Genomic DNA, 26,984 nt, shown 5'->3' on the forward strand with positions numbered 1-26,984 from the left:
ATATTAGTGAATCCCTTCACGTCGAATTTGCTTGGCGACCATAGCATTATGGACCCACCTGATCCCATGCCGAACTCAGTAGTGAAACGTAATAGCGCCGATGGTAGTGTGGGGTCTCCCCATGTGAGAGTAGGACATCGCCAGGCTTCCAATTTAGTGCGGAGTGGTAGTTCAGTTGGTTAGAATACCGGCCTGTCACGCCGGGGGTCGCGGGTTCGAGTCCCGTCCACTCCGCCAATCATTAAGTCCCTAGCAGGAATGCTGGGGATTTTTTGTATGTGCAGTACAAGAGCGGTAGTTCAGTTGGTTAGCCTATTTACCTTGAAAGCAGCGGCCTGTCACGCTGCCGAAGGCATTCGCGGGTTCGAGTCCCGTCCGCTCCGCCACTTATTAAGAAACCCTGTCGGTAACGGCAGGGTTTTTTTGTTATATACCGCTCCCAAGAGTCCTGCGGCCTCTAGGTCGCGGCACTGGCCGTGCGCGTTGAGTCCCATCCGCTCCGCCACTTATTAAGAAACCTCGTCGAAAGACGGGGCTTTTTTCCATCTGTCCAATATGTTCGCCTTGCGGTCGAATGAGTCCCGCTTGTGCGCAAGCCCGGCCGTTCCGCCACTTATACTAAGCCCAAGTCGGAAGTACTTGGGCTTTTTTACGTTTAAAGGTTTTGTTCAACCTGCGGTCGAATGAGTCCGCTTGTGTGCAAGGCTCCTAGGCGCCTGACACTCAAGAATACTCTGCGATATCATTCTAGTTTCCTACCATGCTTTCAATACCTGTTGCCATAGCACTTGGTTTGCATGTCATGTTTGATGGTTAAAAAGTGCTAGCAAGCCTTCAAGACGATATTGCTATAACGCTGTACAGGTTATAGAGCTTATGGAACATAATAGGTAAAAAGCTGTACGTGATTTTATGTAATATTTATCAATAACTTAAGCGCTTGTGTTTTGGCTGGGAAGTCGATAATAAAAAATGATCAGCTTTTGGCTTGCCAAGTTACTTAAAGTTGTACGGCAAAACGCAGGTTGCAGCTCGCACCAAGAGAAGCTTCAGGGTAAGATCCCGGTATGGTTAAAGCATGCAGAGCATGAAGGGAAAGGTGATGACAGTAGCCACCAATGACAATACACATGTTGATAGCGATCTGCTGACGGAGATTGCCATTGCTTACTATCAGGACGGAGCGACGCAGGAGGAGATCTCGAAAAAGTTCGGGATGTCTCGTGCTAAGGTCGGGCGTTTACTGCGAAGGGCTCGCGATGAAGGGGTGGTTGAGATCACCGTTAAGTATCACCCGGTTTTTAGCGAAAAGCTTGAGCAGCAGCTGATAGAAAGATTCAACCTTAAGCGTGCTCTGATTGCTTTGGATCAGCCGGATGATGAAACCCAGCGCCAGCAAGTCGCGAGTTTAGTCTCTAGCTATTTGGCATCCACCCTGACTGATGACATGGTTGTGACGGTGGGACAGGGCAGAAACATTGCCACGATTGCTAACCATGTTGGGGTTGTACCGCATCGCAAATGTCGTTTTGTGTGTGGGATTGGTGGTACTCACCGCTCGGGAAATGCCATTAATGCCGACCATATCTGTCGCCAGCTAGCCAAGAAGTATGATGGCATCAGTGAAACCTTGTATGCGCCAGCGTATGTTGAAGACATTAAGGTAAAAGAAGCTTTCATGAAAAACGGTACGGTTAAGGAAACACTCGACCGTGCCCGCCGGGCGGATGTTGCTTTGGTCGGGGTGGGGGATATGAACGAGAACAGCCATATGGTTAAGCTGGGCTGGTTTACACCACAGGAGATTGTTGAGGCCCGTATTCGCCGTGGGGTTGTCGGTGATATTGCAGGTTATGACTTCTTTGATAGCCAGGGGCAGAAAGCCGATACCATGATGAGTGATCGGGTGATTGGCTTGAGTATGGAAGAGCTGCGCCATATTCCGACGGTCGTCGTTACTGCCGCTGAAAACAGTAAGGCGCTGGCCTTGCTCGGTGCACTGCGTTCCGGGGTTGTGGATGTACTGGCAACCAGTGTAAGTAACGCACTAACAATTCTGAACCTTGATCAGCAGATGAAGTAATTTCAGGGTAATCCGTTGTTTTGACAAGGGCTGCATTATTGCAGCCTTTGTTGTTTAGGCGTGGCTGAAAATTGGTTGCTATGCTTTTCTAATGGCATGAGGCTAGCTTTTTCCACCACTTCTAATTTAAGGGTATGGCGTTGAGAGTTGTATGGTTATTGTTGCTGTGGCTGATACCACTTCAGTCTGTTGTGGCTAGCCCCTGGGAGAGTATCAGCTCCCCTAGTACGGGTAAGTCGGAATCTATTGGTACCTATAATAACGGTTGCCTGGCAGGTGGTGAGAACCTGCCGTTGCAGGGAGATGGCTATCAGGTCATGCGATCTCATCGCGGGCGTTATTATGGCCATCAGGACATGATTCAGTTTCTTCATGATCTTTCGAAAAAAACACGGCAGCTTGAGCTCGGCCAGTTACTGGTGGGTGATATCGCGATGCCACGTGGTGGGCGTTTTTCCTCTGGTCACGCGAGTCATCAAACGGGTCTGGATGCAGATATCTGGCTCAAGCTGAGTGACGGGCCTTTATCTGAAGAGCAGCTCATTGATGTTCAGCCGCTGCCGATGGTCCATATCAAGGACTATAAAATTAATCAGGATAACTGGGGGCAAGAGCAAGCTATGCTGGTGCAGCTGGCTGCTGTTGATGAACGGGTTGCGCGAATATTCGTTCACCCTGTTATCAAGGAGCAACTCTGCAAACGCGAATGGACTGATCGAGGCTGGTTGCAAAAAGTGCGCCCCTGGTGGGGACATTACTACCATTTTCATGTCAGATTACACTGCCCGAATGGTGACACGAACTGTAAGCCGCAAAAAGCGCCACCTGCCGGTGATGGTTGCGGTGCAGAGCTGGCTTCGTGGAAACCCAAGCCTGAGCCAGACAAGGCAAAAAAGAAGAAGGTAGCCAAGAAGAAAAAACAGCCACCAAAACCACCGGATCAATGTCTTGCCCTGCTGCGAAAGTAGCTGCTCTGAGATAATTGTTGGTTCTGAAAAACAAAAAAGCGCCGTATGGCGCTTTTTCTATATCGTTTCCCCGAGCTGTTAAGCGAGTCCCTGGAGGGTGACAAACTTTTCGAGTAGTTCGTCATCGGTCTCGACATGCTCCGGATCGGTAATAATGCAGTTGGTGATCGGGCAAACTGACTGGCAAGTCGGTTTGTCGTAGTGCCCTTTACATTCAGTGCATCGATCCGGGTCGATCTCGTAGATCTCTGCGCCCATGGTGATCGCCTCGTTAGGGCACTCGGGATCACACATGTCGCAGTTAATGCACTTACTGGTAATAAGTAGTGCCATAACGATTACTTACTGTCTTTTGGTGCGTGAGGGTTACGGGTATTCTCACCGGTATTGAGGTTGCGCATTAGCAGACCGTAATCCAGATCCATATCCTGAGGTACCGGGATAAAGACGAAGTGACCGTTGCCTTTCGCATCATCAATCGACTCAGACTTGCGGTTTTCCATCATCTCAAGATTGAAGATCACGTTGCCTTTCGGTGTCATGACCTCAAGACTGTCACCGACAACGAATTTGTTCTTCACTTCGACTTCGGCCAGATCGCCGCGACGTTTACCGGTGAACTCACCAACAAACTGCTGGGAGTCAGAGATAGAATAACCGTAGTCATAGTTTTGGTAAGTATCATGAGTGTGGCGACGTAGGAAGCCTTCGGTGTAACCACGGTGCGCCAGGCTTTCCAGCGTACCCAACAGGCTCTCGTCAAACTCTTTGCCTGCAACGGCATCGTCGATCGCTTTGCGGTACACCTGTGCGGTACGGGCGCAGTAGTAGAACGACTTGGTACGGCCTTCGATTTTCAGGGAGTGAACACCCATCTTAGTCAAACGCTCAACGTGCTGAACCGCGCGAAGATCTTTTGAGTTCATGATGTAAGTGCCGTGCTCGTCTTCAAAAGCCGCCATTTTTTCTTCCGGGCGGTGAGCTTCGCTCAGTAATACGACTTCATCAGTTGGTTTGCCAAGACCTAGCGTATTGTCAGGGCGCTCATCAACTTCCTGAACCTGTACCGCAGTAGCATCTTGAACTTCAACGATCTGGCCCGCGTCGTTCTCGGTCGCTTTTTCGGTTTTGTATTCCCAGCGGCAAGCGTTAGTACAAGTACCCTGGTTCGGGTCACGCTTGTTGATGTAACCAGATAGCAGGCAACGGCCAGAGTAAGCCATGCATAGCGCGCCGTGAACAAAGATTTCAAGCTCAGTTTCCGGGCAATGCTCACGGATTTCTTCGATTTCTTCCAGAGAAAGCTCACGAGACAGAATAACGCGCTCAACACCTTGGGTTGACCAGAATTTTACGGTTGCCCAGTTAACGGCATTGGCCTGCACAGACAGGTGAATTGGCATTTCAGGGAAGTTTTCGCGCACCATCATGATAAGACCTGGGTCTGACATGATCAGGGCATCAGGGCCCATGTCGACGATAGGTTTCAGGTCACGAATGAAGGTTTTAAGCTTAGAGTTATGCGGCTGAATGTTACAGACCACGTAAAGCTTTTTGCCTTGTGCGTGGGCTTCATCGATACCGATTTTCAGGTTTTCGTGGTTGAACTCGTTGTTACGTACACGAAGGCTGTAACGAGGCTGGCCAGCGTAGACAGCATCTGCGCCGTATGCGAATGCATAACGCATGTTTTTCAGGCTGCCGGCAGGCGATAACAATTCAGGTTTAAACATAGCTCTTATATTCCAGTGTCTGATTCCAAATCAGGCCGTATCAGTAGGGGATACGGATGTGAGGCGGGATTTTACTGTGATCACTACCACAAAGGCAACGAAAACGGCTTAATGAGGCAAGTTTAAAGTGTCGAGAGGCGAGAATGAATATCGAGAAGCGAGTAGGAAGTGGCGAGTTTCGAGAGAATGGCCCTCGGAACTCGCCTTTACCATCTCGTTTTTTAATCTTTTGCTTCCAGTCCGCCCAGTACATCGAAAACATTCGGCAGGAAGGCCGAGAATTCACCACACATCAATGATAAATCGGCATCGATACGTGCTGCGACTTCTTCGCGGTCAATATCTTCATTCTGATCTTTAAGTTCATCAGAGAATTTCAGGCGCTTGATACCAAGATCCGCTTCCAGGACGAAGTCGATACGATCTTGCCAGTTCAGGGCCAGTTTAGTGACCAGCTTATCGGCTTCAATATGCGCCAGAATTTCATCACAGCTTAGGTCTTGCTGTTTGCAGCGGATCACGCCACCGTCTTCCAAAATGGCTTTAAGTTCAGCTTCTTCACCCATGGTAAAACCGTCTGGTGAGGTGTTTGAACGTACCCATTCTGTCATGGTCAGTTCAGCAGGCTTTTCTGGCGTGACAGGGACAACGGGCAGAGAACCAATTGATTTACGTAGTAGGGCCAGCAGATCTTCGGCTTTTTTGTAGCTACCCGCGTCAACGATGATGAAGCCTTCTTTCGGCATGATCAACGCATAGGTTTGCGAGTGACGGCTGAATGCGCGTGGCAGTAAGTCCATCACGATTTCATCTTTGATGGTGTCTTTTTCGCTTTTCTTCAGCTTGCGACCCTGCTCTTGTTCCTGCATTTCAACCTTGGCATTAAGGGATTCCTTGATGACCGATGCAGGCAGCATTTTTTCTTCTTTACGTACGCAGACAAGGATGTTGTCGCCTACTACGTGTGTAAACATATCACCATGCTTACCCAGCGCGTGTACCCAACCAAACTTTTGGACATCTTGGCTACCACAAGGGGTAAAGCGGAACTCTTCCAGTTGTTTTTCAATCTGATCAGGGTTGAGGTCGATCTCTCGGGTAAAACGGTAGGTCAGTATGTTTTTAAACCACATCATGGTAGTTACAAATCCTCGGTTGTGCATTTGGCTGACAATCTTATTGCATTGCACTGTCTTTGTCGCAATTTTTCTATCAGCGATTGGGTGGGGCAAGGTGAAAATTGCGATACAATCAATTCAGTTTTCCTGACTGGCATATACACCAATAATGAAGATCCTTCACACCTCCGACTGGCACCTTGGCCATCAGCTGCATGGCTATAGCCGTGACTACGAACACCAGGCTTTTCTGGACTGGCTGGCTGAAACGCTAGAGCAACAGCAAATAGATGCGCTGTTGGTTGCGGGCGATATTTTTGATACCGCCAATCCGCCGGCAAGTGCCTGGCGAATGCTCTATCGCTTTATGGCCCGACTGGCAAAAACTATGCCCCAGCTTAATGTCGTAATGATAGGTGGTAACCATGACTCGCCGAGCAAGCTTGATGCGCCGCATGAGCTGCTGAAAGCGTTTGACTTGCACATGGTGGGTGGGATTCACCGTGGTGAAGACGGTCAGTTGGATCACCAGCGGATGTTGGTACCACTTACCAATAGATCGGGTGAGCAGACTGCCTGGGTATTGGCGGTACCGTTCCTGCGCAGTGCAGACCTGCGAACAGACGATCTGGGTGAAGAGGATGATCGGTTGATCAAGGGGGTTGAAACCCTGTACGCCGAGATGACGCAGGCTGCCCGGGAGCTGAAAAATAGCCAGCAGGCGCTGATTGGCATGGGGCATGCCTTTATGGCCTCCGGTAAGTTGTCCGAGATGTCGGAACGTCGTGTGCTCGGCGGAAACCAGCATGCGCTGCCGGCCTCCATTTTTTCCGACGATATTAGCTATGTTGCGCTGGGACATTTACACCTGGCGCAGCGGGTCGCGAAGAAAGAGCATGTTCGCTATAGCGGCTCGCCATTGCCTTTGTCGATGTCTGAGCGGGACTATAAGCATCAGGTCGTGGTCGTAGAACTAGATGGTGATCAAGTGGCCGGGATTGAGCCGATCACGATCCCACGTGCTGTAGACATGCTCAAGGTACCGCGTTCTCCGGCGCCGCTGGAACAGGTGCTGGAAGAGCTTGAGGCTCTGGAGGTCGATGATCTCCCTCGCGAGCAGCAGCCGTTTCTCGAGGTACATGTCCGTCTTGATAAGCCCCGGGCATTGTTGCGCGAAAAAGTGCTCGCCGCTTTGGATGGAAAAGCGGTTAGGCTGGCTAAAATCACTCCGCACTACCAGCAGCAGGAGCGACAGGATGATCTGCGCCACCGCCGCCTGTCAGATGTTTCGCCGCAGCAGGTGTTTGCCTTGAGCTGGGGGAAAAAGTATGACGGTGAGCCGGATGAAGCGATGGTTGCAGCTTTCGAGAGCCTGCTTGGCCAGCTGGAAGACAGCGAGACGGTAACTGAATAGAGTTGTGGGATAATAATAACGATGAAAATTCTAGCGCTACGCGGCGAGAACCTTGCCAGCTTACAACATAAATTCGAGATAGATTTTGCCCATGGGCGTCTCGGTGACGCCGGGCTATTCGCCATCACCGGCAAGACGGGAGCCGGCAAGTCCACCTTGCTGGATGCCATATGCCTGGCTCTCTTTGACCGCATTCCCCGGTTGCAATCGAACAAGAAAAATGATGCCGAGATTGGCCGTGATGACGATGCCAGCCGTATTAAGGCCAATGATGTTCGCAGTATTTTGTCCCGCGGCAAGGCGGAAGGCTTTGCCGAGGTTGATTTCGTCGCCAATGACGGTAGCCACTGGCGTGCCCATTGGCATGTTCGCCGTGCCCGGGGCCGTGCCGAGGGACGGATCCAGGCATCGGAACAGTGGCTGGAAAACCTTGAAACCGGCCAGCGCTTTGCCGGCAAGAAGCAAGAGCTGCAAGCGGAAATTGAACATCTGGTCGGCTTGACCTTTGAGCAGTTTCGCCGTGCCGTGATGCTGCCACAGGGGGAGTTTGCCGCGTTCCTTAAAGCCGGTGCCGATGAGCGTGCCGCTTTGCTTGAGCGAATGACGGGAGGCGAGATTTATGGCCGCCTGTCGGTGGCAGCCTATGAGCGTGCCCGCGAGGAAAAGCAGCGCCTTGAACAACTGCAGGCCCAACTGGGGGATATCGAGATCCTGGATGAAGCCCAGCAGGCAGAGCTGAATCAGCAACTGGAGCAGGCCCGCGAAGCATTGACCGCTAAAGAAGATGCATTGGCGGCGCTGACCCGGCACCAGCAAACACTGGACTTAGAAGCGCAGCTCGATAATCAGTTCGCCGAGGCAAAGCAGGCACAGCAAGCCGCGCAGCTTGCAATGGATGAGGCGGCACCGCGTCATCAGCAACTGGAGCAAATTGCCAAGGCGCAGCCGGCACGGGGCGACTTTACTTTGCTGCAGCAGACACAGCTGCAGCTAAACAAGCTGACCAGTGCGATGGAGAAAGCGAGGGCTTCGCTCAGCCATGACAGCCAGCAATTGCTGAATGCCGATGGTGAAGTGGATAAAGCCAGGCTGGCCCATCAACAGCAGCAACAGCATTGGGAAGCATTGGCACCTAAGCTGAAGCAGGCGGTGGTCCTGGATGAGCAGGTAGCGGCCAGCCAGCGTCAGCTTGAAGCCCTCGAGCGTGATTTTCAGGCGATTCAGCAGGAAAGTCAGCAACAGCATCAGGCCCTGGTTGAAAAGCAGCAGCAACAGCAGCAGCTGGCACGTCGCCAGCACCAGTTAATGTTGATGCTGGAACAACACCGTGAACTGGCGGGGGTGGCCGAGCAATATCAGCCGGTGCTGGATAACTTGGATCAGTACCTGTCTGCCCACCATACCCTGACGCGTTTATCCCGCGAGCAGCAACAGATCCACTTTGAGCAGCAAAACCATGACCGAAATGTCGCGGTATTGAATCAGCAACAGGCGGAAGTTAACGAGCAACTGGGTTATATCAACCAGCAGCTCACGGCAATGGATGTGGCCGCGGTTGAACAGGCTGTCAACGATAACCAGAAACGTTATGGCGAAAAGCAGGTTGAGCTGGATACGCTGCGCCAGGCCATGGCGGGCACCAAAGAGTGGTCAGGGCTATTGGAGCAGCTGGACAAGCTTAATGCCGAGCACAAAGAGCTGAGTGAGATCAGCCAGAAAATCGAGCAGCGCCTGACTGAAATCCTGCCGGAAATGGGCGAGTTGCAGACCCGCTATCAAGAAGCCGAGCAGCAGCTGCAACAAAGCATGGCGGTAGTGAACCTGACAGAATACCGCAGTCAGCTAGCGCCGGATTCTCCGTGCCCGCTTTGTGGTTCGTTGGATCACCCGTATGTCGACCAACACCCGGTGGTAGAAGGCTTGCTGCACAGTCAGCAACAGCGCCTGCGTGAGTTGCAGCAACAGTTGCAGTCAGGCGAAGGGGAACGCCGTCATCTGCAACAGCAGTTGCCGCAGTGTCAGCAGCGCCTGACGGTGATTGAACACGAACAGGCACGTTTTCGTGCCTACAGCGATCAGCTGGTGGAGCAATTACTGACCGTGTTCAAGCAACTGGAGATAGAGCAGCAGATGGCGACGACGCCATCGGCCTCTCAGCTCAATGAACAGTTACGTCAGTGGCAGCAGGAGGCCGAGCAGGCCTATCGCGACATTCGCCAGTTGCAGCAGTCGATTGAACAGGCCCAGCATCAGTTACAGCAGGGGCGTCAGTTGCAGCATCAGCAGCAACAACTGCAACAGGCACAAAATGAAATCAAAGAGCACCAGCATCAACTTGAGCAGGCAGCGACGAAATGGAAGGAGCGCTTGCAGTCGATTGATACTCAGCAACAGACTCAGCAGGCGATCCTGTCATCTCGTGCAGCCGCACTGAACGAGCAGCACGGTGGTGAGCAGTGGCGCGACATGCTTCACCAGCAGGGCGCAGAACAATATATCCAGCAGCTCAAGCAGCAGGTAGAGCAATATTTGGCAAACCAGAAAGCCTTGCAGGAGGTCGAGCAAGAGCGAGTAGCACTGGCTCCGCAACTGGCCGAGCTGGAAACCAGCCTGGCTGCCAGCCAAAAGCAACTGCAAGAATGGCAGCAAAAAGGCGAGCAGCTCCAACGCCAACTGCAGCACACCTGGCAGCAGCGGGTTGAATTAATTGGCGAGCAGGAAACGCAACAGCTGGAGCAACAGGCTCAGACAATGCTTTCACAGGCGCAGCAGCAACTGACGGCTGCCGAACAAGCTCAGCGTCAGGCGGGCGAGGCCGTTGCCGCCGCGGATGCAGCGCTGAAAGGCTTGCAGCAGCAAGAGCAGGAAACGTCGGCAGCGCACCGCAAGGTGGTGTACGACTGGGTCGGCTGGCAGGAAAAGCTGGGACTGAATGAGCATGAGCTGATGCAATTGCTCAGCAAGGATGAGGCGTGGCTGGCAACAGAACGTAGCGAGCTAAAAGCCATTGATGATGCCAACACCCAGGCTCAGAGTGTTGTTAGTGAGCGTCAGCGATCAGTCGAGCAGCATAGCGAGTTGGCAGGCATTGCACGTCAGTGGTTGAGCTCGCATCACATCGGCCTGCCGGTAACACCTGGTGATGAGTCCGAGGTGGTTGATGCAGATACTGAGGTGATGGCAATTAGCGAAGTTCGCCAGCAATGGCAGCAGGATAAAACGGCATTGGATGAGCAAGTATTCCAGCTTCGCCAGCGGTTAACGGCAGCCGAGCATGCCTTGAGGCAAGCCGGTGAGCTCACCGAGAAACTGGCTGCCCAGCAAAAACAGACGGAACTCTGGCTACAGATGAGCGAGCTGATCGGTTCGGCCACCGGCAATAAATTCCGTACCCTGGCCCAAGGGCTGACCCTGCAGCAGTTGGTGATCCTGGCAAACGAGCACTTGCAGGATCTCGCCCCGCGTTATGCGCTGCAGCCTGTACCGGGCAGCCCGCTGGCGCTGCAGGTGATCGACCATGATATGGGGGATGAGATCCGGAGCGTAGAATCGTTATCGGGCGGTGAAAGCTTCCTGGTATCTCTGGCCCTCGCGCTGGCACTGGCATCGCTGGCAGCTGATACCCGCCAACTGGGATCGCTGTTTATTGATGAGGGCTTCGGTACACTGGATCCGGACAGTCTCGAAATGGCGCTGGCCTGCCTTGATGCCCTTCAGGCGGATGGCCGTCAAATCGGGGTGATCTCTCATGTCGGCACCCTGGTTGAACGCATCGGGGTGCAGGTTGCCGTTGAGGCACAGGGTGGCGGCAGAAGCAAGATTGCTATCAGGGGTTAATCGGAAGTTTGATAAGGCACTGATATAGAAAGTGTCGATATGACACGATAAGAGAGTCGTTGCATTCATAAATGTTAAACATAGGGTGACGCTTTTATCGTGTCGGGTCACAAAAGTGTCATAATAAGAACACATAATGACGCTCGACAGACAACAACGACTAGGTATAGATCACTATGGTAAGACGGATTCTTGTAGTAGAAGACGAAGCACCAATCCGCGAGATGTTGTGTTTCGTTCTCGAACAAAAGGGATATGAGGCCATCGAGGCCGAGGACTATGATACGGCGCTGGAAAAAATCTGTGAACCTTATCCGGAGTTAGTGCTGCTGGACTGGATGTTGCCTGGAGGCTCGGGGATCAACCTGATCAAACACCTCAAGCGTGATGAAATGACCCGCCAGATCCCGGTGGTCATGCTAACGGCCCGCGGTGAAGAAGAAGACAAGGTGCGCGGCCTTGAAGTCGGCGCCGATGATTACATCACCAAGCCGTTTTCGCCCAAAGAGCTGATGGCTCGCCTGAAGGCCGTTATGCGCCGCGTCTCACCCACTTCGCTGGATGATGTGATTGATGTACATGGCCTGAAGCTGGATCCGGTTTCTCACCGCGTGACGTCTAATGAAGAGCCGCTGGATATGGGGCCGACCGAGTTCAAGATGCTGCATTTCTTTATGACCCACCAGGAGCGTGTCTACAGCCGCGAGCAGTTGCTGAACAATGTGTGGGGAACCAATGTGTACGTTGAAGACCGTACGGTCGATGTTCATATTCGTCGTCTGCGAAAAGCCCTTGAAACCGGCGGACACGATAAAATGGTACAAACGGTGCGTGGCGCGGGATACCGGTTCTCCACCCGTCTGTAAGCCGTGGTTAACGAATAAGTACTGAGCTTGGAACATACACGGGAGCGAGCGAAAGCTTCCGCTGAGATGGAGTGGTAGATGGTTGAACGGCTGTCGTGGAAAAAGCTGGTCTGGGAACTGGCCTTTTTCTACTTGCCCTGGATAGGATTGGGTCTGGTTTTTGGATACATGCCCTGGTTTTTGCTGGTGGCGACCTGGATCCAGTTGATCTGGCATTTTCATAATCAGCTGAAAATGTCCGACTGGCTGTGGAAAGAGCGCAGCCTGACCCCCCCTTCCGGCTCGGGCAGCTGGGAGCCCTTGTTCAACGGTATTTACCGCTTGCAGCAACGCAACCGTCGCCGCCGTAAAGAGCTGGCTACGCTGATCCGCCGTTTCCGTAACGGTGCCGAATCGCTTCCTGATGCGGTTGTGGTCTTTCGCAGTGAAGGCAATATCGTCTGGTGTAACAAGCTGGCCCAGCACCTGTTGGGGTTCCGCTGGCCGGACGATGCCGGACAGCCTATCAGTAACTTGCTGCGAAGCCCGGACTTTGTACGCTATCTGGCGAAACAGTCTTTTGATACCCCGCTGGAAATCACCTCGCCGCTTAATTATGACCGCACGCTGGAGCTGAGGATCATGCATTACACCGAGGGTGAGTACCTGATGGTGGTGCGGGATGTTTCGCAGGTCAAGCAGCTTGAGGGCATGCGCCGCAACTTCTTTGCCAATGTCTCTCATGAGCTGCGAACACCGATGACGGTGCTGCAGGGTTACCTCGAAATGTCGAAAGATCCGGAAATGCTGGTTGGGCCGATGTGGGACAAGGCGCACGGCGTGATGACGGAGCAGCTGCTTCGGATGAACTCGCTTGTTGAACAGCTGTTGACCTTGTCCAAGATCGAGGCGGCACCGAATATTGAGTTGGAAGAGACCATTGATGTACCGTCTATGCTTGATATTCTTGAAAAAGAAGCCATCTCCCTGAGCGGTGGTGACGAGCATCTGTTTAGCTTTGATATTGATAGCTCATTGAAGGTCTTGGGCGATGAAGACCAGTTGCGCAGCGCGATTTCCAACCTCGTTTATAATGCAGTGAAACACACGCCAAAGAATGCCAAAGTGTCGGTGCGCTGGTACTTATCTGCAACCGGGCCTCGCCTGGAAGTGACAGATAGCGGTGAAGGCATTGAGCCGCAGCATATTCACCGTCTGACTGAGCGTTTTTACCGGGTGGACAAGGCCCGCTCGCGAGAGACGGGCGGTAGCGGTCTGGGGCTGGCGATTGTCAAACATGCCCTGAGCCATCATGACTCGCAGCTGGAAATTGAAAGTGTTGTCGGTGAAGGCAGTACCTTCTCCTTTACGCTTCCGCAGAGGCTGGTGGCAGAAGCGGCCTAGCTTTGCGAGCAAAAATATTGAAGATAGCGGCCCTCGGGCCGCTTTTGTCGTTACTGTTTCTACCGTTGTCACTATCTTGAAAGGGAATACCTGAACTTATGACAAGCCTGTACCGTAAACTTGGATATCTGCTGGCTCTGTTCGGTAGCCTGGCAGCTGCTGCGGCCGATGACGAACTGGCCGAGTACCATAAGGTCCGCGGTGTTTCCGGCACTTTGTCATCGGTTGGCTCTGATACGTTTGCCAACCTGATGACCTACTGGTCAGAAGAGTTCAAGCGGCTGTATCCGAATGTGAATGTGCAGGTACAGGCGGCAGGCTCGTCAACGGCCCCGACGGCCTTGACCGAGGCGACCGCCCAGCTCGGGCCGATGAGCCGGATGATGAAGGCCAAGGAAATCGAGGCGTTTGAGCATGAGTATGGCTATCAGCCGATGGCTGTCAGGGTGGCGATTGATGCGCTGGCGGTTTTTGTTCATGAAGATAACCCGCTGGCGGGGATCAGCTTCAACCAGCTTGATGCTATCTATTCGCGGACACTGCGCTGCGGTGGGACCGAGCCGATCACCCGCTGGGGACTGCTGGGCCTGACAGGAAGCTGGGCTCATCGTGATATTCAGCTATTTGGCCGTAACTCGGTATCGGGCACCTATGGTTATTTTAAACAGCGTGCCCTGTGTCAGGGGGACTTTCGCAATAATGTTAACGAACAGCCGGGCTCGGCATCGGTCGTGCAGTCGGTATCGAGTTCCCTGAACTCTATTGGCTATTCGGGCATCGGGTATAAAACCACAGGGATCCGGGCTATTCCTGTTGCCAGGGAAGAGGGCGGTGACTACGTTGAAGCCTCGATTGAAAACTCGCTTAACGGCAGCTATCCGCTGGCGCGTTACCTGTACATTTATGTCAACAAGCACCCGAACAAGCCCATGCCGCAATTGGAGGCCGAGTTCATTAAGTTCATCCTTTCGCGCTTTGGCCAGGATATGGTTGAAAAAGACGGCTATGTCCCGCTTTCTGCTGCCATCGTTTCGGCTGATTTGGCGCAGCTTGGGTTGAACGACAGCGCTCAGCCAGACTAACCCAAGCTGAAGCGTTCCAGAACTTAAGAGCTAATGGCCAGCTGCCAGCCGGCTTTGGCCCAATACTCCTGTTCCTGCCGTAAATCGGCCGCCAGTAGCTTGTTACTGGCTTCCCAGTCTTCTGGTAGCGTAAGCTGCCAGCTTTCTTTATTGGCTTCGACCTTAATATCCGGTAGCGGCTCCTCGTTACGCTGGCCGTTAAGTGCCACAGCAAGCCGCAAGGTACGGATCAGCGGATAGAGGTGCTTACGTTTGTAGATACTGAGTTCCGGCATCTCTTCCAGTTTGAGTGATTTGCGCTGAAAGCGAACCAGGGTCGCCAGCACCGTCTGTTGTTCGAGGTTAAATCCCGGCATGGTACTAAAGCGCAGCAGGTAGGCGGAATGGCGGTGGAACCCCGGATAACTGATGCTAAGCCCGGCCTCATGGAGCAAGGCGCCCCAGCCCAGCAGTGTCAACAGCTCGGATTTGGTCAGCCCGGGCTGTGGCTCGATCTGGTTATAGAGATATTCGGCAGTATCCTTGACCCGCTTGGCCTGAGCCATATCGACGTTATATTGGGTTGCCATCGCATCGGCGGTACGGGTACGGATATCGCTGTGGCGAAACCGGTCTTCCATCTCATACAGCAGCCCTTCACGAAGCGCACCATCGGAAAAACGCATCTCGTCTATTTTCAATGAACTGAAAACCGCATCAAGGATGGCAACGCCGGCGGCAAAAACCGGTTTGCGATCATCGCTCAGCCCCGGTAAATCTAGCTCGTCGGCATTTTTGACGCTGAGTATTTTGTCTGTCAGCTGGCCGAGACGCTTGCCGGTGATAATGCCGTCATTGTAGCCCTGACCGATCAGGACTTCCCGGATCGCCTTGATGGTGCCGGATGAACCGACGGCGTACTGCCAGCCTTTGTTGCGGTACTGGTTGGCAATGCTTTCCATTTTCTGCTGGGCAGCCAGCTTCGCTGTTGCCATGTTCTTGGCACTGATTTTCCCTTTGGCAAAGTAGTGCTGGTTGTAGCTGACACATCCCATATGTTTGCTATAGAGCAGGTGGGTATCGAAATCTTCGCCGATCACCAGTTCGGTACTACCGCCGCCGATATCTATCACCAGCTTGCGGCCTTTTTCCGGCTGAGTATGGGCGACGCCGAGATAAATCAGGCGGGCCTCCTCGGTGCCCGGGATGATCTCGATAGGATAGGGGATGAGGCTTTCGGCGCGCTTGAGGAACACATGGACGTTTTGGGCCTGGCGCAAGGTATAGGTGGCAGCAATACGGACATTTTCCGGCTCGAAACCCTGCAGGCGCTCGGCAAACATGGCCAGGCAGTTGAGGCCGCGTTGGATCGCGGCCTGGTTGAGGTTGTGGTGTTCGTCGAGTCCGGAGGCTAGCTGAACCCGCTGCTTATGGCGGCTGATAATTTGCAGGCTTTGCCCGATCACTCGGGCAACAACCATGTGGAAGCTGTTAGAGCCAATATCGATAGCCGCTATCTCGCGTGGACGTGGATTATCAATCATTATTAACCATCGCTTTCTCAGCTTTTTTTCTGAGCTGTTTTTCGGAGTGCTTCAGGTAATCATAGATCGCAATTTGTGAACGGATCTTGCGACGGTTACCCCGGGGCACATATTGGTTGCTCATTTCTTTATCGATAACCCGTGCCTTGACCGTATCGGTTAGCTGGATATTCAGGATATCGATGATTCTCATTTTCAGTGCCGGATCCCGGATCGGACAGCCGACTTCTATTCGATTATCGATGTTACGGGTCATCCAGTCGGCCGATGAAATCATCACGTCCGGATCGCCGTTGTTCTCAAATACCACTACACGCGGGTGTTCGAGGAAACGGTCGACAATACTGATGGCCGTAATATTTTCACTGATCCCCTTGATGCCGGGGATCAGGGAACACATCCCGCGAATGATCAGTTTAATGGTCACACCGGCACTACTGGCCTGATAAAGCATGTTAATCAAGCCTTTATCGACCAGATTGTTCACCTTAAGTGTAATACCCGATGGCAAGTTTTGCTTGGCATGGGCAATCTCCCGGTCTATCAGATCATACAGTCGTGAGCGGGAGTTACGCGGCGAGACGATTAAATGATGGAATTTAACCGGGCGATAAGGGTTTTCGATATACCCGAAGACCTGCCGTACCTCATTGGTAATTTCGTCGTCACAGGTCATCAGCGAGAAGTCGGTATAGAGCCGTGCTGTATTTTCATGGAAGTTACCGGTGCCGATATGGGCATAGCGGACGAGCTTGTCACCTTCACGCCGGGTGATCAGGCACAGTTTGGAGTGAATTTTCAGCCCCGGGACACCAAAGACGACGTGGACCCCGGCTTCGGTCAGGCGGCGGGCCCAGATGATATTGGCTTCTTCGTCAAAACGGGCCTGCAGCTCGACTACGACGGTTATCCGTTTGCCGTTATTGGCGGCATCTATCATCGACTCAATGATGCGGGAGTTTTTGGCCACCCGGTAGATATTGATTTTAATACCACGGACTTTGGGGTCGTAGGCTGCCTGGCGAACCAGCTCGGTCATGTGGTTGAAGGTATGGTACGGATAGTACAGCAGAATGTCCTGTGCCTTGATGGCGTCAAAGGCATTGCGGGCAGAGGAGAAATGGTAGCTTTGGATCGGCGGCAGGGGCTTGTTTTCCAGATAGTTGCGACCGACATTGGGAAAGCCGATAAAGTCCTTGAAGTTATGGTAACGCCCGCCGGGGATGATGCTGTCATAGCTGGAGACTTTCAGCAGCCCGCAGAGGACATCAATCATATCGCCAGGCATATCGCGCTGGTAGACGAAGCGAACCGGCATGGCTGTGAGGCGCTGGTTCAGGCCTTCAGACATCTGTTCCAGCAAGCTGTGTTCCACTTCCAGGCTGAGATCGTATTCGGCGTCCCGGGTCATCTTCATCGAGTAGGCGGCCAGGCTGTCGTATTCGAAGAAGCCGCTGAAGATATCGTCGAGACAAAAACGAATAATGTTATCCAGCAGGATAAGGGTTTTGCGCCTCTTACCTTTTGCCTCGGGCAGCTGGATAAAGCGCGGTAGCTGATCAGTCGGAATCTCGATCAGGGCATGGCCCTTTTTCTCTCCCTGCTGCATTTCGACGGTCAGGTAAGAATATTCGTCTTTGAGAAATTCAAGCAGATCGATATCCGGTGTGAGAAGGATGGGCGTGATATGGGGCAGAATCGCATTGCGGAAGTATTTGCGAAGCCAGTTCTGCTGATGCTCGTCGAGTTGTTGTTCATTGACCAGAAAAATATGGCGCCGTGCCATTTCCAGCAAAATCTCGTTATAGAGGCTGTCGAAATCCTGGTTGAGCTTCAGGACACGGCTCTGGATTTTGCTGAGTAGCTGTTTGGCACTGTCATCGCCGCCTTGTTCCTGGCTGATCAGGATTTGGCGTTTTACATCGGCAAAGCGGACTGAATAAAATTCATCGGTATTACTGGAAAAGATTCCAAGAAAACGGACGCGTTCAATCAGCGGCACGGATTTGTCTGCCGCCTCTTGAAGTACACGTTCGTTAAATGATAGCCAGCTTAATTCTTTTTCTATATAGAGAGATTCCGTACTCATTGTATTCCTATTAGATAAGCTGTGGGCTAAAAGTTATGCCTCTTGTTAGTTGTTATCGAGTCAGTTGTCGTCGACATCGATATTGAGATCATCGGACAGTTGTTCCAGCTCGTCCTGAACGGTCTCCAGGGCAAGCTCAGCCGGTAGCTCAAGCTGAAAATTTGCCGAGAAAATTGGGTAACCCCAGTTAGGTGCGCTTTGGGTATCGGTTTTGAGCTTGTTGATATTGATCCCAAGCTGGTTGAGCTTGGCGGTGACTTCTTTGACGATGCCGAGACGATCGTTACCGGTGACGGTGAGGTTGTGCAGCGTTGTGATCGGAATAGCCTTACTGTCATCTTCGACAATATGGATTTGCAACCCATCCAGTTTCGACAGGCTTTGGCTCAATACCGGGATATATTGGTCGGCGACTTCAATCTGCAAGATACCGGCAAACTGCCCGGCAAGTTTACTGAGACTGCTGGCCAGCCAGTTACCGTGGTTTTGGTATACCGTGTCTGAGAGGGTTTCAACCAGGCCTGGTCGGTCTTTACCAATTACAGTAATAACGAGATGCTTCATAACGACTTCCTTATTCGCAGTAGGCTTGTTCATTATGTGAGCATGTGCAATATCTGTCCAGAAGCTACGGGAGAACGGCCAATGAAATCGGTTAATAGTCATAAATCATTAAGACTAATGACCTTTTATTGCAATTTTATGTCACTCTAATAGATTAGCCCAAGGAAACGAAAGGAGTGTTGGCCTCACTCGTACTGGCTGTCATATAATTGTCATCTAAAAGAAATATTATTGATAAACGTATAAATCCTATGAGGTAATAATGGCAGACGCCAGCGCATTTTTGAGTGGGGACAGCCCTGGCCGCCGAGTTAAAGACAAGCTCGCACGCTATGGGGTAACCGCTGGTGGTATTTCTGTTCTTATTACGCTAGTCCTGATTTTCTTCTACCTGCTGTATGTGATCATGCCGATCTTTGCCTCGGTCAACGTCACACCAAAGCAGGCATTCTCCATAGATTTTTCAGACAACCCTGCCGCTATTTATCTCAACGAGCAGAACAACATCGCCTATAGGATGTCCCAGCAGGGCAATTTGAGCTTCATAAACCTCGCTCCGAAGAATGTCGGTGAGCTTATGGGTGAGCATCAGCTTATGGCAAGTCCTGTCAGTTTTGCCCGTACCCTGCCGAGTGAAGAAGTGTTTGCCTATGGCGGCCGCTCTGGCGAAGTGGTGGTATTTAAACCCACTTTCAGGATCTCGTTTACAGGAGATTTGAAGCAGACGACACCGGATATTGCCTATCCGCTGGGAGCGAGTCCGCTGCAACTGGACCCTGATGGTCACGCAGTTAGCCAACTGGCGGTATCGGTGCGCGCCGAGCAGGCCGTCGTGGCTGGAGTAACGGCTGATCACCGGGTCAGGGTGATGACTTTCAGCCACCAGGATGCGCTGCCCGGTCAGGTATCGGATTGGCAGGTGGTATCGTTCGGGATTGAGGGGCTGCCTGACACCATCAGTGCGCTGGCCGTAACACCGGATGCCCGCACGCTGTATGCGCTGAGCGGTAATAATTTGTATGTGGTGGCGCTGGACGGGGACAACTCGGCGATCCGCGATGTTGTCGATGTGAGTTCGGCTCAGGGAGAGTCGCAGCAGTTGACGTTACTGTCGGGCGCGAATTCCTTGTTGATCACAACCAGTGACAATGCAGTATCGCAGTGGTTCGAAGTGCTTCGCGAGGGCAAGCGAACACTGGTGAAGGCGCGGCATTTTGCACTGCCAGAGAGCCCGGTGGTGCAGCTTGTTCCCGAGTATGCCCGTAAAGGTTTTTTTGCGGTACACCAAAACGGCGAACTCTCGGCTTACTACACGACAATCAAAGGGCATATCTACAACGAGCCGTTGCTGGCTGAGGTACCCGACTGGGTTGCTATCTCTCCTCGGGCAGACCGTTTGCTGACCGTGAACGGTGACAGCTGGCAGCTCTACAAGGTGGATAACCGCCACCCTGAAATCGGTTTTTCATCCCTGTGGCAGAAAATTTGGTATGAAGGCTATCCCGAGCCTGAATACGTCTGGCAATCGACATCCGCCAGTGATGAGTTTGAGCCGAAACTCAGTTTGGTACCTGTCGTATTCGGTACTCTTAAAGCTGCCGTCTATGCGATGTTTTTCGCGATTCCGGTGGCTTTGGCCGGGGCAATCTATACCGCTTATTTCATGTCTTCCAAAATGCGCCGGGTGATCAAGCCCACGGTCGAGATTATGGAGGCATTGCCGACGGTGATTCTGGGCTTTCTGGCCGGCATTTGGCTGGCCCCTATCGTTGAAGAGTACCTGCCCGGCATTGCAATGATTATTGTGGCTTTTCCTTTGATGATGATGCTGGTCGGGATCGGCTGGTCCTTGCTTCCGGGGCCGTGGCGTCACCGCTTGCCAAACGGACTGCATATCATATTGCTGATGCCGGTGATTGTGCTGCTGGTTTATGCCTGCCTGGAAGTCAGCCCGTATGTCGAGCAATGGCTGTTTGATGGTGATATGCGTATGTACCTGACTAACGAGTGGGGTATAGGTTATGACCAGCGCAATACGCTTGTCGTGGGGATCGCGATGGGCTTTGCGGTGATCCCGACAATATTTACGATTGCCGAAGATGCGATTTTTTCGGTACCGGGGCATTTAACCAGTGGTTCCTTGGCGCTGGGCGCGACACATTGGCAGACATTGACCCGTGTTGTGTTGCTAACGGCCAGTCCGGGGATTTTCTCTGCCATTATGATGGGCCTTGGTCGTGCGGTCGGTGAAACCATGATTGTCCTGATGGCAACGGGCAATACGCCGATCATGGACTGGAACATACTGGAAGGTTTGCGGACGTTGTCGGCAACCATTGCGATTGAGATGCCGGAGACCGAGGTAGGCAGTTCGCACTACCGGGTATTGTTCCTGGCTGCCTTTGTGCTGTTTGTGTTTACCTTTATTTTCAATACGATTGCAGAACTGGTTCGTCAGCGGCTAAGAGAAAAGTACAGCTCGCTGTAATGTAAGCGCACACTAACTGACAGATAAAACTAACCGATAGATAAAATGAAAATGCAAAGTGATGGGTAATTGGTTTAAATCGGGCTCTCCATGGATATGGCTGACGGCTGGCGCAGTTAGCCTGAGTCTGGTTGCCGTGCTGGGATTGTTGCTATTGATAGGCTGGAAGGGGCTGAGCTACTTCTGGCCGGCACCTGTGTACCAGTTCGATGTTGACATCAATGGCAACCGGCAGGCCATTATCGGCGAAATCTATGAGACCAAATCAGTTTCGGTACGCCAGCTGGCAGAAGCCGGTGTGGATGTGTCGGCTATCGAAGGGGAGCGGGTCTTTCGCTACCTGATCAAAACCGGGAACCGTGAAAGGGTTGAACTCGATTTTATTACCCTGCTAGAGACGCAGATCACCAGCAAGACGCTGGCCGATGATATTGCCGTCATCGACCGGATCAAAAACGGCAAGTTTTATGGCTATCCGGTTAGTTTTATCGATGATGGCCAGAGCAAGTCGCTTGCAGAGTTGGAGCTAGGGCTGTTGGATGCCGATCGGGTTCGTGGTGAAATTGACTCGCTGCTGAAAACGGATGTTGCGGCCATTAACCACCAGCTTGATCAGCTGCGTCAGCAAGAGCGTCGACAGGGTAAGCTGCCGGCTATTACGGCTCAGCGGCTTTTGCTGGAACAGCGCTATGCCGGTATAGAGCAGCGTATGCTGGCACTGCGCAAGCTGCTGGAACAAGATGCGCTGCTGGTGCGCGATATGGCCGGTACTATGGTGAAACTGCCCCTCGAGCAGGTGCTCGATATCTGGTACCCGAACAATTTAACGACAATAGAAAAAGTGGCCCACTGGGGGCGTCAGATTGGCAAATTTGTCAGTGAGGATCCCCGAGAGGCCAATACCGAGGGCGGGGTGTTTCCGGCGATTTTCGGCACTGTGTTTATGGTGCTGCTGATGAGTGTTATCGTCACCCCGCTAGGGGTAATGGCTGCCATCTATTTGCATGAGTACGCAGGGAAAAACCAGTTTACCAAGCTAATCAGAGTTGCCGTTATCAACCTGGCTGGTGTGCCGTCTATTGTCTACGGCGTATTTGGTCTGGGTTTCTTTGTTTATATGGTCGGCGGAACGATTGATGAAATCTTTTTCTCTGATCAACTGCCGGCTCCCACTTTCGGTACACCGGGTATTTTATGGTCGGCCCTAACGCTGGCTATTCTGACGTTGCCTGTTGTGATTGTATCGACCGAGGAAGGTCTGGCCAGGATCCCGAGTTCGGTACGTCACGGTTCGCTGGCGCTGGGCGCAACCCAGGCTGAAACCCTATGGCGAATCGTGTTGCCGATGGCAAGCCCGGCTATAATGACAGGACTTATTCTGGCGGTCGCCAGAGCCGCGGGTGAAGTGGCCCCTTTGATGTTGGTCGGGGTAGTCAAAATGGCACCGACGTTACCGGTTGATAACCTTTTTCCCTATTTGCATCTGGATCGTAAGTTTATGCACCTTGGCTATCATATCTATGATGTCGGCTTTCAAAGTCCCAATGTCGAAGCTGCCCGGCCCTTGGTGTATGCCACCTCGTTTTTACTGGTGACGGTGATTGTAGGGCTAAACCTGACGGCGATTGGTATTCGAAATCACTTACGGGAAAAATACCGCTCTTTGGAACAATAACGGGGATACAGTAACTTACATGTTTTCAATTAACTCGACCATGGGGTTGTTTCAGCCTCAAGATTTAACCAAGTTACCCGAAGAGAAAACGGCCATGTCGATTGAGGGGCTCGATCTGCATTATGGCAAGCAACAGGCTCTGTATAATATCAATATGCGGATAGCCAAGGGGCAGGTTACTTCGTTTATCGGTCCGTCCGGTTGCGGCAAGTCGACCTTGTTGCGTTGTATCAACCGGATGAACGAGCTGGTCGAGGGCTGCACCGTCGAAGGCAAAATCATGCTCCACGGCCAGAACATCTATGACAGCAAGGTGGATGTGGCCTCTTTGCGTCGTCGGGTCGGCATGGTGTTCCAGCGGCCGAATCCGTTTCCTAAATCCATCTATGAAAATGTGATTTATGGCTTGCGCCTTCAGGGGATAAAAGAGCGTCGTGTGCTTGATGATGCTGTCGAAAACTCGCTGCGTGGTGCGGCATTGTGGGATGAGGTCAAAGACCGCCTGCATGAGAATGCCTTTGGGCTCTCGGGTGGCCAGCAACAGCGTCTGGTTATTGCTCGTGCGATAGCGATTGAGCCGGAAGTCTTGCTGCTGGATGAACCGACCTCGGCACTGGATCCGATCTCGACTTTGACCATCGAAGAGCTGATCAACGAGCTCAAGACCAAGTACACGGTGATAATTGTTACCCATAACATGCAGCAGGCCGCGCGGGTGTCAGATAACACGGCATTTATGCATATGGGCGAGCTGGTGGAATATGCCAATACCAATGATATTTTCACCACGCCCAAAGAGAAACGAACAGAAGACTACATCACTGGTCGATACGGTTAAGGAACCAAATCATGTTGGATAATTTAAGTCTTGGCCGTCATATTTCCGGCCAGTTTAACGCGGAGCTGGAAAGTATCCGTACCCATGTGCTGGCAATGGGTGGCTTGGTCGAGCAGCAACTGGCCGATGCACTCAAGGCGATGCACAAGCAGGATGCCGAGCTGGCCAAGCGGGTGATCAAAGATGATCACAAGGTCAACGCGATGGAAGTGGCGATTGATGAAGCCTGCACCCGGATCATTGCCAAGCGTCAGCCGACAGCCAGTGATCTGCGCCTGGTGATTGCGATCATCAAGACCATTACCGATCTGGAGCGGATCGGTGATGTCGCAGAAAGCATCGCCAAGGTGGCATTGGAGAACTTCACCAATAAGCAATATAACTTGCTGGTCTCGCTGGAAGCGCTGGGGCAGCATGCCGTCAGGATGCTGCACGAGGTGCTGGATGCCTTCGCCCGAATGGATGTTAAGGCGGCCATTGAGGTCTATCAGGAGGATGACCGGATTGACCGCGAATACGAAGCCATTATTCGTCAGTTAATGACATATATGATGGAAGATCCGCGTTCAATCCCGAATGTACTGCAGGTGATGTGGTCAGCCCGTTCCATCGAACGGGTCGGTGATCGATGCCAGAATATCTGCGAATACATCATTTATTTCGTCAAAGGCAAGGATATCCGTCATACCAGCCAGGAAGAGATCGAGAGCATCCTGAAATAACGTTGCCTAGTGCTGCCTGGCTTAGTCTTTACTAAACAGATTCGGGACAAAGGTCTGACTGTCTGCCGGTGCCCTGACATACCCTTCTTTGTTGACCTCGGGGAGATCGATGTGAGGGTAGTGGATCTCTTCAAAGGGGATGTGGGACAGCAAATGGGAAATACAGTTGATGCGCGCTTTCTTCTTGTCATCGGCATCAACAACCCACCATGGACACTGTTTGGTATCGGTATAGGCAAACATACGGTCTTTGGCGGCTGAATACTCTGCCCAGCGGTTGCGGGATTCAAGATCCATCGGGCTGAACTTCCAGCGTTTTATTGGCGTATGTATACGCTCAAGGAAGCGGGCCTCTTGTTCTTCGTCTGATACCGAGAACCAGTATTTCAGTAAAATGATCCCCGAACGCTGCAGCATACGCTCAAACTCCGGGCATGAACGGAGAAATTCTTCGTATTCATTGTCGGTGCAAAAGCCCATTACTTTTTCGACCCCGGCACGGTTATACCAGCTGCGGTCGAACAGGACCATTTCACCGGCCGAAGGCAGGTGAGCAACATAACGCTGAAAGTACCACTGGGTTTTCTCTTTCTCGGTTGGGGCTGGTAAGGCAACAATGCGACAAACCCGTGGGTTGAGCTTTTCGGTGATCCGTTTGATCACGCCGCCTTTCCCAGCTGCATCTCGGCCCTCAAAAAGAACCACTACCTTTAACCCGCTGTGCTTTATCCATTCTTGCAGTTTAACGAGTTCAACCTGTAGGCGTTTTAGTTCATTTTCATAGTCTTTCTTCTTGAGCTTTTTTACGGTTCTGTCAGAGGTCATTCTGCACTCCGTTTGCTGGTGACTGTATTGTTTTACTTCTTAAGAATAATGCTGAATTCAAAAGATGACGAGTGAACTTGTTTCCGGTTGCTAGCTTGCCTGGGTCTTGTTTATAGAAATGTGACCAAAGGAAGAATATTAGGATTGATACGTTAGCTCTCGAGATGTTTGAGTGGTCTTTTATTGATATTTATACACAATCATGCTCATATGCTAGTCTAAAAAATAAATGTTCAATTTATTGATAAAAAATAAAAAAGGAATAGAGATGTACAGGAAATCGCTAGGGCTATTAGTTAGCCTTTTGTTGGCTGGGTGTGGTGGTGGCGGAGGTGATAACCAGTTTGCCAAGGATAGCTACCCGACACAGAGTTGCCCTTCTAATATGACTTGTGACTTCATGAAAGCGCCTAAAGACTATAACAATCCTAATGGTGAGCAGGTTGATATTTACTATGGTGTGCACAAAGCTCTAGATCCTGCCAACCGGATTGGTTCATTGATTCTTAACTTTGGTGGTCCGAGTGCTGAGGCGGTGGGTGGGGCTGGGTACATGGTCGAGAAGGAATTGCCAAAGGAAATCCTGGATCGTTTTGATATTGTTGGCATGGATCCTCGCGGTACCGGTCAGAGTGCTTTTGCCAAAGAGTTAACTGACTGTGCCGTTGCGCAAAGCAATAAACAGGGCGATTGTTCTGCTACTTATTCTCAAGTTGCGCCATTTTTAGGTAGTAACACTGTTGTGAAAGATATGGATATGCTGCGGAACCTGCTAGGCGATGAAAAGCTGACGTTCCTGGGTTATTCATACGGTACTCGGCTTGGTTCACTGTATGCGTACACTTTCCCTGAAAGAGTGCGTGCAATTGTACTTGATTCACCGATGTCGCCGATGGCTGAGAATAATGTTGAGCTAAGAGTCGGTAATACTGCCGGGTATGATAAAGTGGCGGCTTTCCGTTTAGACTATGCAACCTATCCTAATCGGGAAACTCGTTATCAACATGTTGTTGATAGCTTGTTTTCTTCTACAATGTCTTATGTAGCAAATGATGGTGCAATGCTTAGCCTTCGTGATGGCATTTCTGTGATGAATTTGACCGTAGCACGAGAACATTTTGGTGATTGGCAGAAAATTGATGATGGGCTAGAAAATTTGCTGGATTATGACAACGCTTCTAGTTTACTCAATGAGTTATCTACTAATGGTTTTAAATCTTCACGATCTCGCTATTCGAGTTCGGAAGATTCATTACGCGGAAGTGCTTTGTTTAAGGCTGTGGTATGTACTGATGAAAGGTCTCCATTGACAGATGGTGAATTACTCGCATCCGAATATCGTTACAAAAGTGCATCATCCCTTTACGGTTCGTTGACTTACCATAGTACTTCAGAATTATGTAAGGGGTGGTCAGCACAGCGCGATCCTATTCCGGCTGTTACAGATATGGCTTCGGCGCTTGGAGGTAAGCAAATTCTTATTATTGGTGGCCAATATGATCCGGCAACACCATACACCTGGACTGAGGAGATGGCTGCGAGCTTTGGTGCTTCGGCCTCAAAGATAATGGTTGATAATTATGTTGATCATGGTTTCAGCTACAGCAATATTAGCTGTGTTGACCAAAAGACAACTGCATATCTGCTGGATCCTGACACCAAGGTTGCTGAAGAGACATGTGATGCAAGTGCACTTTCACAGAATAAGTCATTTATGATTGCTCCTGACACTTCGCATCCTGCCAAAGATGTTATTGGTTGGTAATTAAATCGGAT

The 26,984-nt window shown here is 51.6% G+C and carries 19 protein-coding genes, 1 tRNA gene and 1 rRNA gene; 14 read left to right on the forward strand and 7 right to left on the reverse strand.

Features of this window, described 5'->3' with window-relative positions; all coding sequences use genetic code 11:
* The first annotated feature begins 30 nt into the window (after nt 1-30).
* The 4 genes from rrf to mepA all read left to right on the forward strand — a co-directional run bounded on the left by rrf (nt 31) and on the right by mepA (nt 3,051).
* Nucleotides 31-146 (forward strand): 5S ribosomal RNA (rrf, locus tag EIZ48_RS18040).
* A 14-nt stretch (nt 147-160) separates the two neighbouring features.
* A tRNA-Asp gene (locus EIZ48_RS18045) sits at nt 161-237 on the forward strand.
* An 865-nt stretch (nt 238-1,102) separates the two neighbouring features.
* A complete protein-coding gene (locus EIZ48_RS18050; RefSeq protein WP_160654549.1) occupies nt 1,103-2,083 on the forward strand; it encodes a sugar-binding transcriptional regulator in 981 nt (326 codons plus the stop codon).
* Between the two features lie 134 nt (nt 2,084-2,217).
* On the forward strand, nt 2,218-3,051 hold the full coding sequence (gene mepA, locus EIZ48_RS18055; RefSeq protein ID WP_160654325.1) for a penicillin-insensitive murein endopeptidase: 834 nt from the start codon (nt 2,218-2,220) through the stop codon (nt 3,049-3,051).
* Nucleotides 3,052-3,129: 78 nt separating this feature from the next.
* On the opposite strand, the gene EIZ48_RS18060 is transcribed toward mepA, so the two are convergent.
* The 3 genes from EIZ48_RS18060 to rdgC all read right to left on the reverse strand — a co-directional run bounded on the left by EIZ48_RS18060 (nt 3,130) and on the right by rdgC (nt 5,917).
* Nucleotides 3,130-3,384, reverse strand: a complete 255-nt coding sequence (locus tag EIZ48_RS18060) for a YfhL family 4Fe-4S dicluster ferredoxin (protein ID WP_075763607.1) — start codon at nt 3,382-3,384, stop codon at nt 3,130-3,132.
* A 5-nt stretch (nt 3,385-3,389) separates the two neighbouring features.
* Nucleotides 3,390-4,784: a prephenate-dependent tRNA uridine(34) hydroxylase TrhP gene (gene trhP, locus EIZ48_RS18065; protein ID WP_160654327.1), complete on the reverse strand. Its 1,395-nt coding sequence runs from the start codon at nt 4,782-4,784 to the stop codon at nt 3,390-3,392.
* Nucleotides 4,785-5,005: 221 nt separating this feature from the next.
* On the reverse strand, nt 5,006-5,917 hold the full coding sequence (rdgC, locus tag EIZ48_RS18070; protein WP_192928627.1) for a recombination-associated protein RdgC: 912 nt from the start codon (nt 5,915-5,917) through the stop codon (nt 5,006-5,008).
* Nucleotides 5,918-6,071: 154 nt separating this feature from the next.
* Here rdgC and EIZ48_RS18075 point away from each other — a divergent pair, with 154 nt between their 5' ends.
* The 5 genes from EIZ48_RS18075 (at nt 6,072) to EIZ48_RS18095 (ending at nt 14,484) form a co-directional block, all read left to right on the forward strand.
* Nucleotides 6,072-7,316, forward strand: coding sequence for an exonuclease SbcCD subunit D C-terminal domain-containing protein (locus EIZ48_RS18075; protein ID WP_160654333.1), 1,245 nt, complete (start codon nt 6,072-6,074; stop codon nt 7,314-7,316).
* A 21-nt stretch (nt 7,317-7,337) separates the two neighbouring features.
* The gene (locus EIZ48_RS18080; protein WP_160654336.1) at nt 7,338-11,153 is read left to right on the forward strand and encodes an AAA family ATPase; all 3,816 of its coding nucleotides are present in this window, start codon (nt 7,338-7,340) and stop codon (nt 11,151-11,153) included.
* 176 nt (nt 11,154-11,329) lie between these two features.
* The gene (phoB, locus tag EIZ48_RS18085; protein ID WP_075763612.1) at nt 11,330-12,019 is read left to right on the forward strand and encodes a phosphate regulon transcriptional regulator PhoB; all 690 of its coding nucleotides are present in this window, start codon (nt 11,330-11,332) and stop codon (nt 12,017-12,019) included.
* Nucleotides 12,020-12,097: 78 nt separating this feature from the next.
* Nucleotides 12,098-13,402, forward strand: coding sequence for a phosphate regulon sensor histidine kinase PhoR (gene phoR / locus EIZ48_RS18090; protein ID WP_160654338.1), 1,305 nt, complete (start codon nt 12,098-12,100; stop codon nt 13,400-13,402).
* Between the two features lie 98 nt (nt 13,403-13,500).
* On the forward strand, nt 13,501-14,484 hold the full coding sequence (locus tag EIZ48_RS18095) for a PstS family phosphate ABC transporter substrate-binding protein (RefSeq protein WP_160654340.1): 984 nt from the start codon (nt 13,501-13,503) through the stop codon (nt 14,482-14,484).
* 23 nt (nt 14,485-14,507) lie between these two features.
* Here EIZ48_RS18095 and ppx read toward each other — a convergent pair whose 3' ends face one another.
* Genes ppx through EIZ48_RS18110 form a run of 3 tightly spaced genes read right to left on the reverse strand, consistent with a single transcriptional unit; the run spans nt 14,508 to nt 18,660 of the window.
* Nucleotides 14,508-16,007 (reverse strand): exopolyphosphatase, encoded by a 1,500-nt coding sequence (gene ppx / locus EIZ48_RS18100; protein WP_160654343.1) that lies wholly within the window; start codon nt 16,005-16,007, stop codon nt 14,508-14,510.
* Nucleotides 16,000-18,096, reverse strand: a complete 2,097-nt coding sequence (gene ppk1 / locus EIZ48_RS18105) for a polyphosphate kinase 1 (protein ID WP_075763616.1) — start codon at nt 18,094-18,096, stop codon at nt 16,000-16,002. Before ppk1 ends, ppx begins: the two co-directional genes overlap by 8 nt.
* A 60-nt stretch (nt 18,097-18,156) precedes the next feature.
* Nucleotides 18,157-18,660 (reverse strand): glycine cleavage system transcriptional repressor, encoded by a 504-nt coding sequence (locus EIZ48_RS18110; protein WP_160654346.1) that lies wholly within the window; start codon nt 18,658-18,660, stop codon nt 18,157-18,159.
* A 262-nt stretch (nt 18,661-18,922) separates the two neighbouring features.
* Here EIZ48_RS18110 and EIZ48_RS18115 point away from each other — a divergent pair, with 262 nt between their 5' ends.
* The 4 genes from EIZ48_RS18115 to phoU all read left to right on the forward strand — a co-directional run bounded on the left by EIZ48_RS18115 (nt 18,923) and on the right by phoU (nt 24,383).
* Entirely contained in the window at nt 18,923-21,148 is a 2,226-nt protein-coding gene (locus tag EIZ48_RS18115) for an ABC transporter permease subunit (RefSeq protein ID WP_160654349.1), read from the forward strand.
* 61 nt (nt 21,149-21,209) lie between these two features.
* A complete protein-coding gene (pstA, locus tag EIZ48_RS18120; protein WP_160654352.1) occupies nt 21,210-22,823 on the forward strand; it encodes a phosphate ABC transporter permease PstA in 1,614 nt (537 codons plus the stop codon).
* Nucleotides 22,824-22,842: 19 nt separating this feature from the next.
* On the forward strand, nt 22,843-23,661 hold the full coding sequence (gene pstB / locus EIZ48_RS18125; RefSeq protein ID WP_075763620.1) for a phosphate ABC transporter ATP-binding protein PstB: 819 nt from the start codon (nt 22,843-22,845) through the stop codon (nt 23,659-23,661).
* A gap of 11 nt (nt 23,662-23,672) precedes the next feature.
* Entirely contained in the window at nt 23,673-24,383 is a 711-nt protein-coding gene (gene phoU, locus EIZ48_RS18130; protein ID WP_075763621.1) for a phosphate signaling complex protein PhoU, read from the forward strand.
* 21 nt (nt 24,384-24,404) lie between these two features.
* Here the strand turns inward: phoU and ppk2 are convergent, their stop codons facing one another.
* Nucleotides 24,405-25,208, reverse strand: coding sequence for a polyphosphate kinase 2 (ppk2, locus tag EIZ48_RS18135; RefSeq protein ID WP_160654355.1), 804 nt, complete (start codon nt 25,206-25,208; stop codon nt 24,405-24,407).
* A 268-nt stretch (nt 25,209-25,476) separates the two neighbouring features.
* Here ppk2 and EIZ48_RS18140 point away from each other — a divergent pair, with 268 nt between their 5' ends.
* A complete protein-coding gene (locus tag EIZ48_RS18140) occupies nt 25,477-26,973 on the forward strand; it encodes an alpha/beta hydrolase (protein WP_160654358.1) in 1,497 nt (498 codons plus the stop codon).
* The last annotated feature ends 11 nt before the right edge of the window (nt 26,974-26,984 follow it).

The sequence above is a fragment of the Photobacterium alginatilyticum genome (assembly GCF_009910675.1).
Taxonomy (GTDB): domain Bacteria; phylum Pseudomonadota; class Gammaproteobacteria; order Enterobacterales; family Vibrionaceae; genus Photobacterium; species Photobacterium alginatilyticum.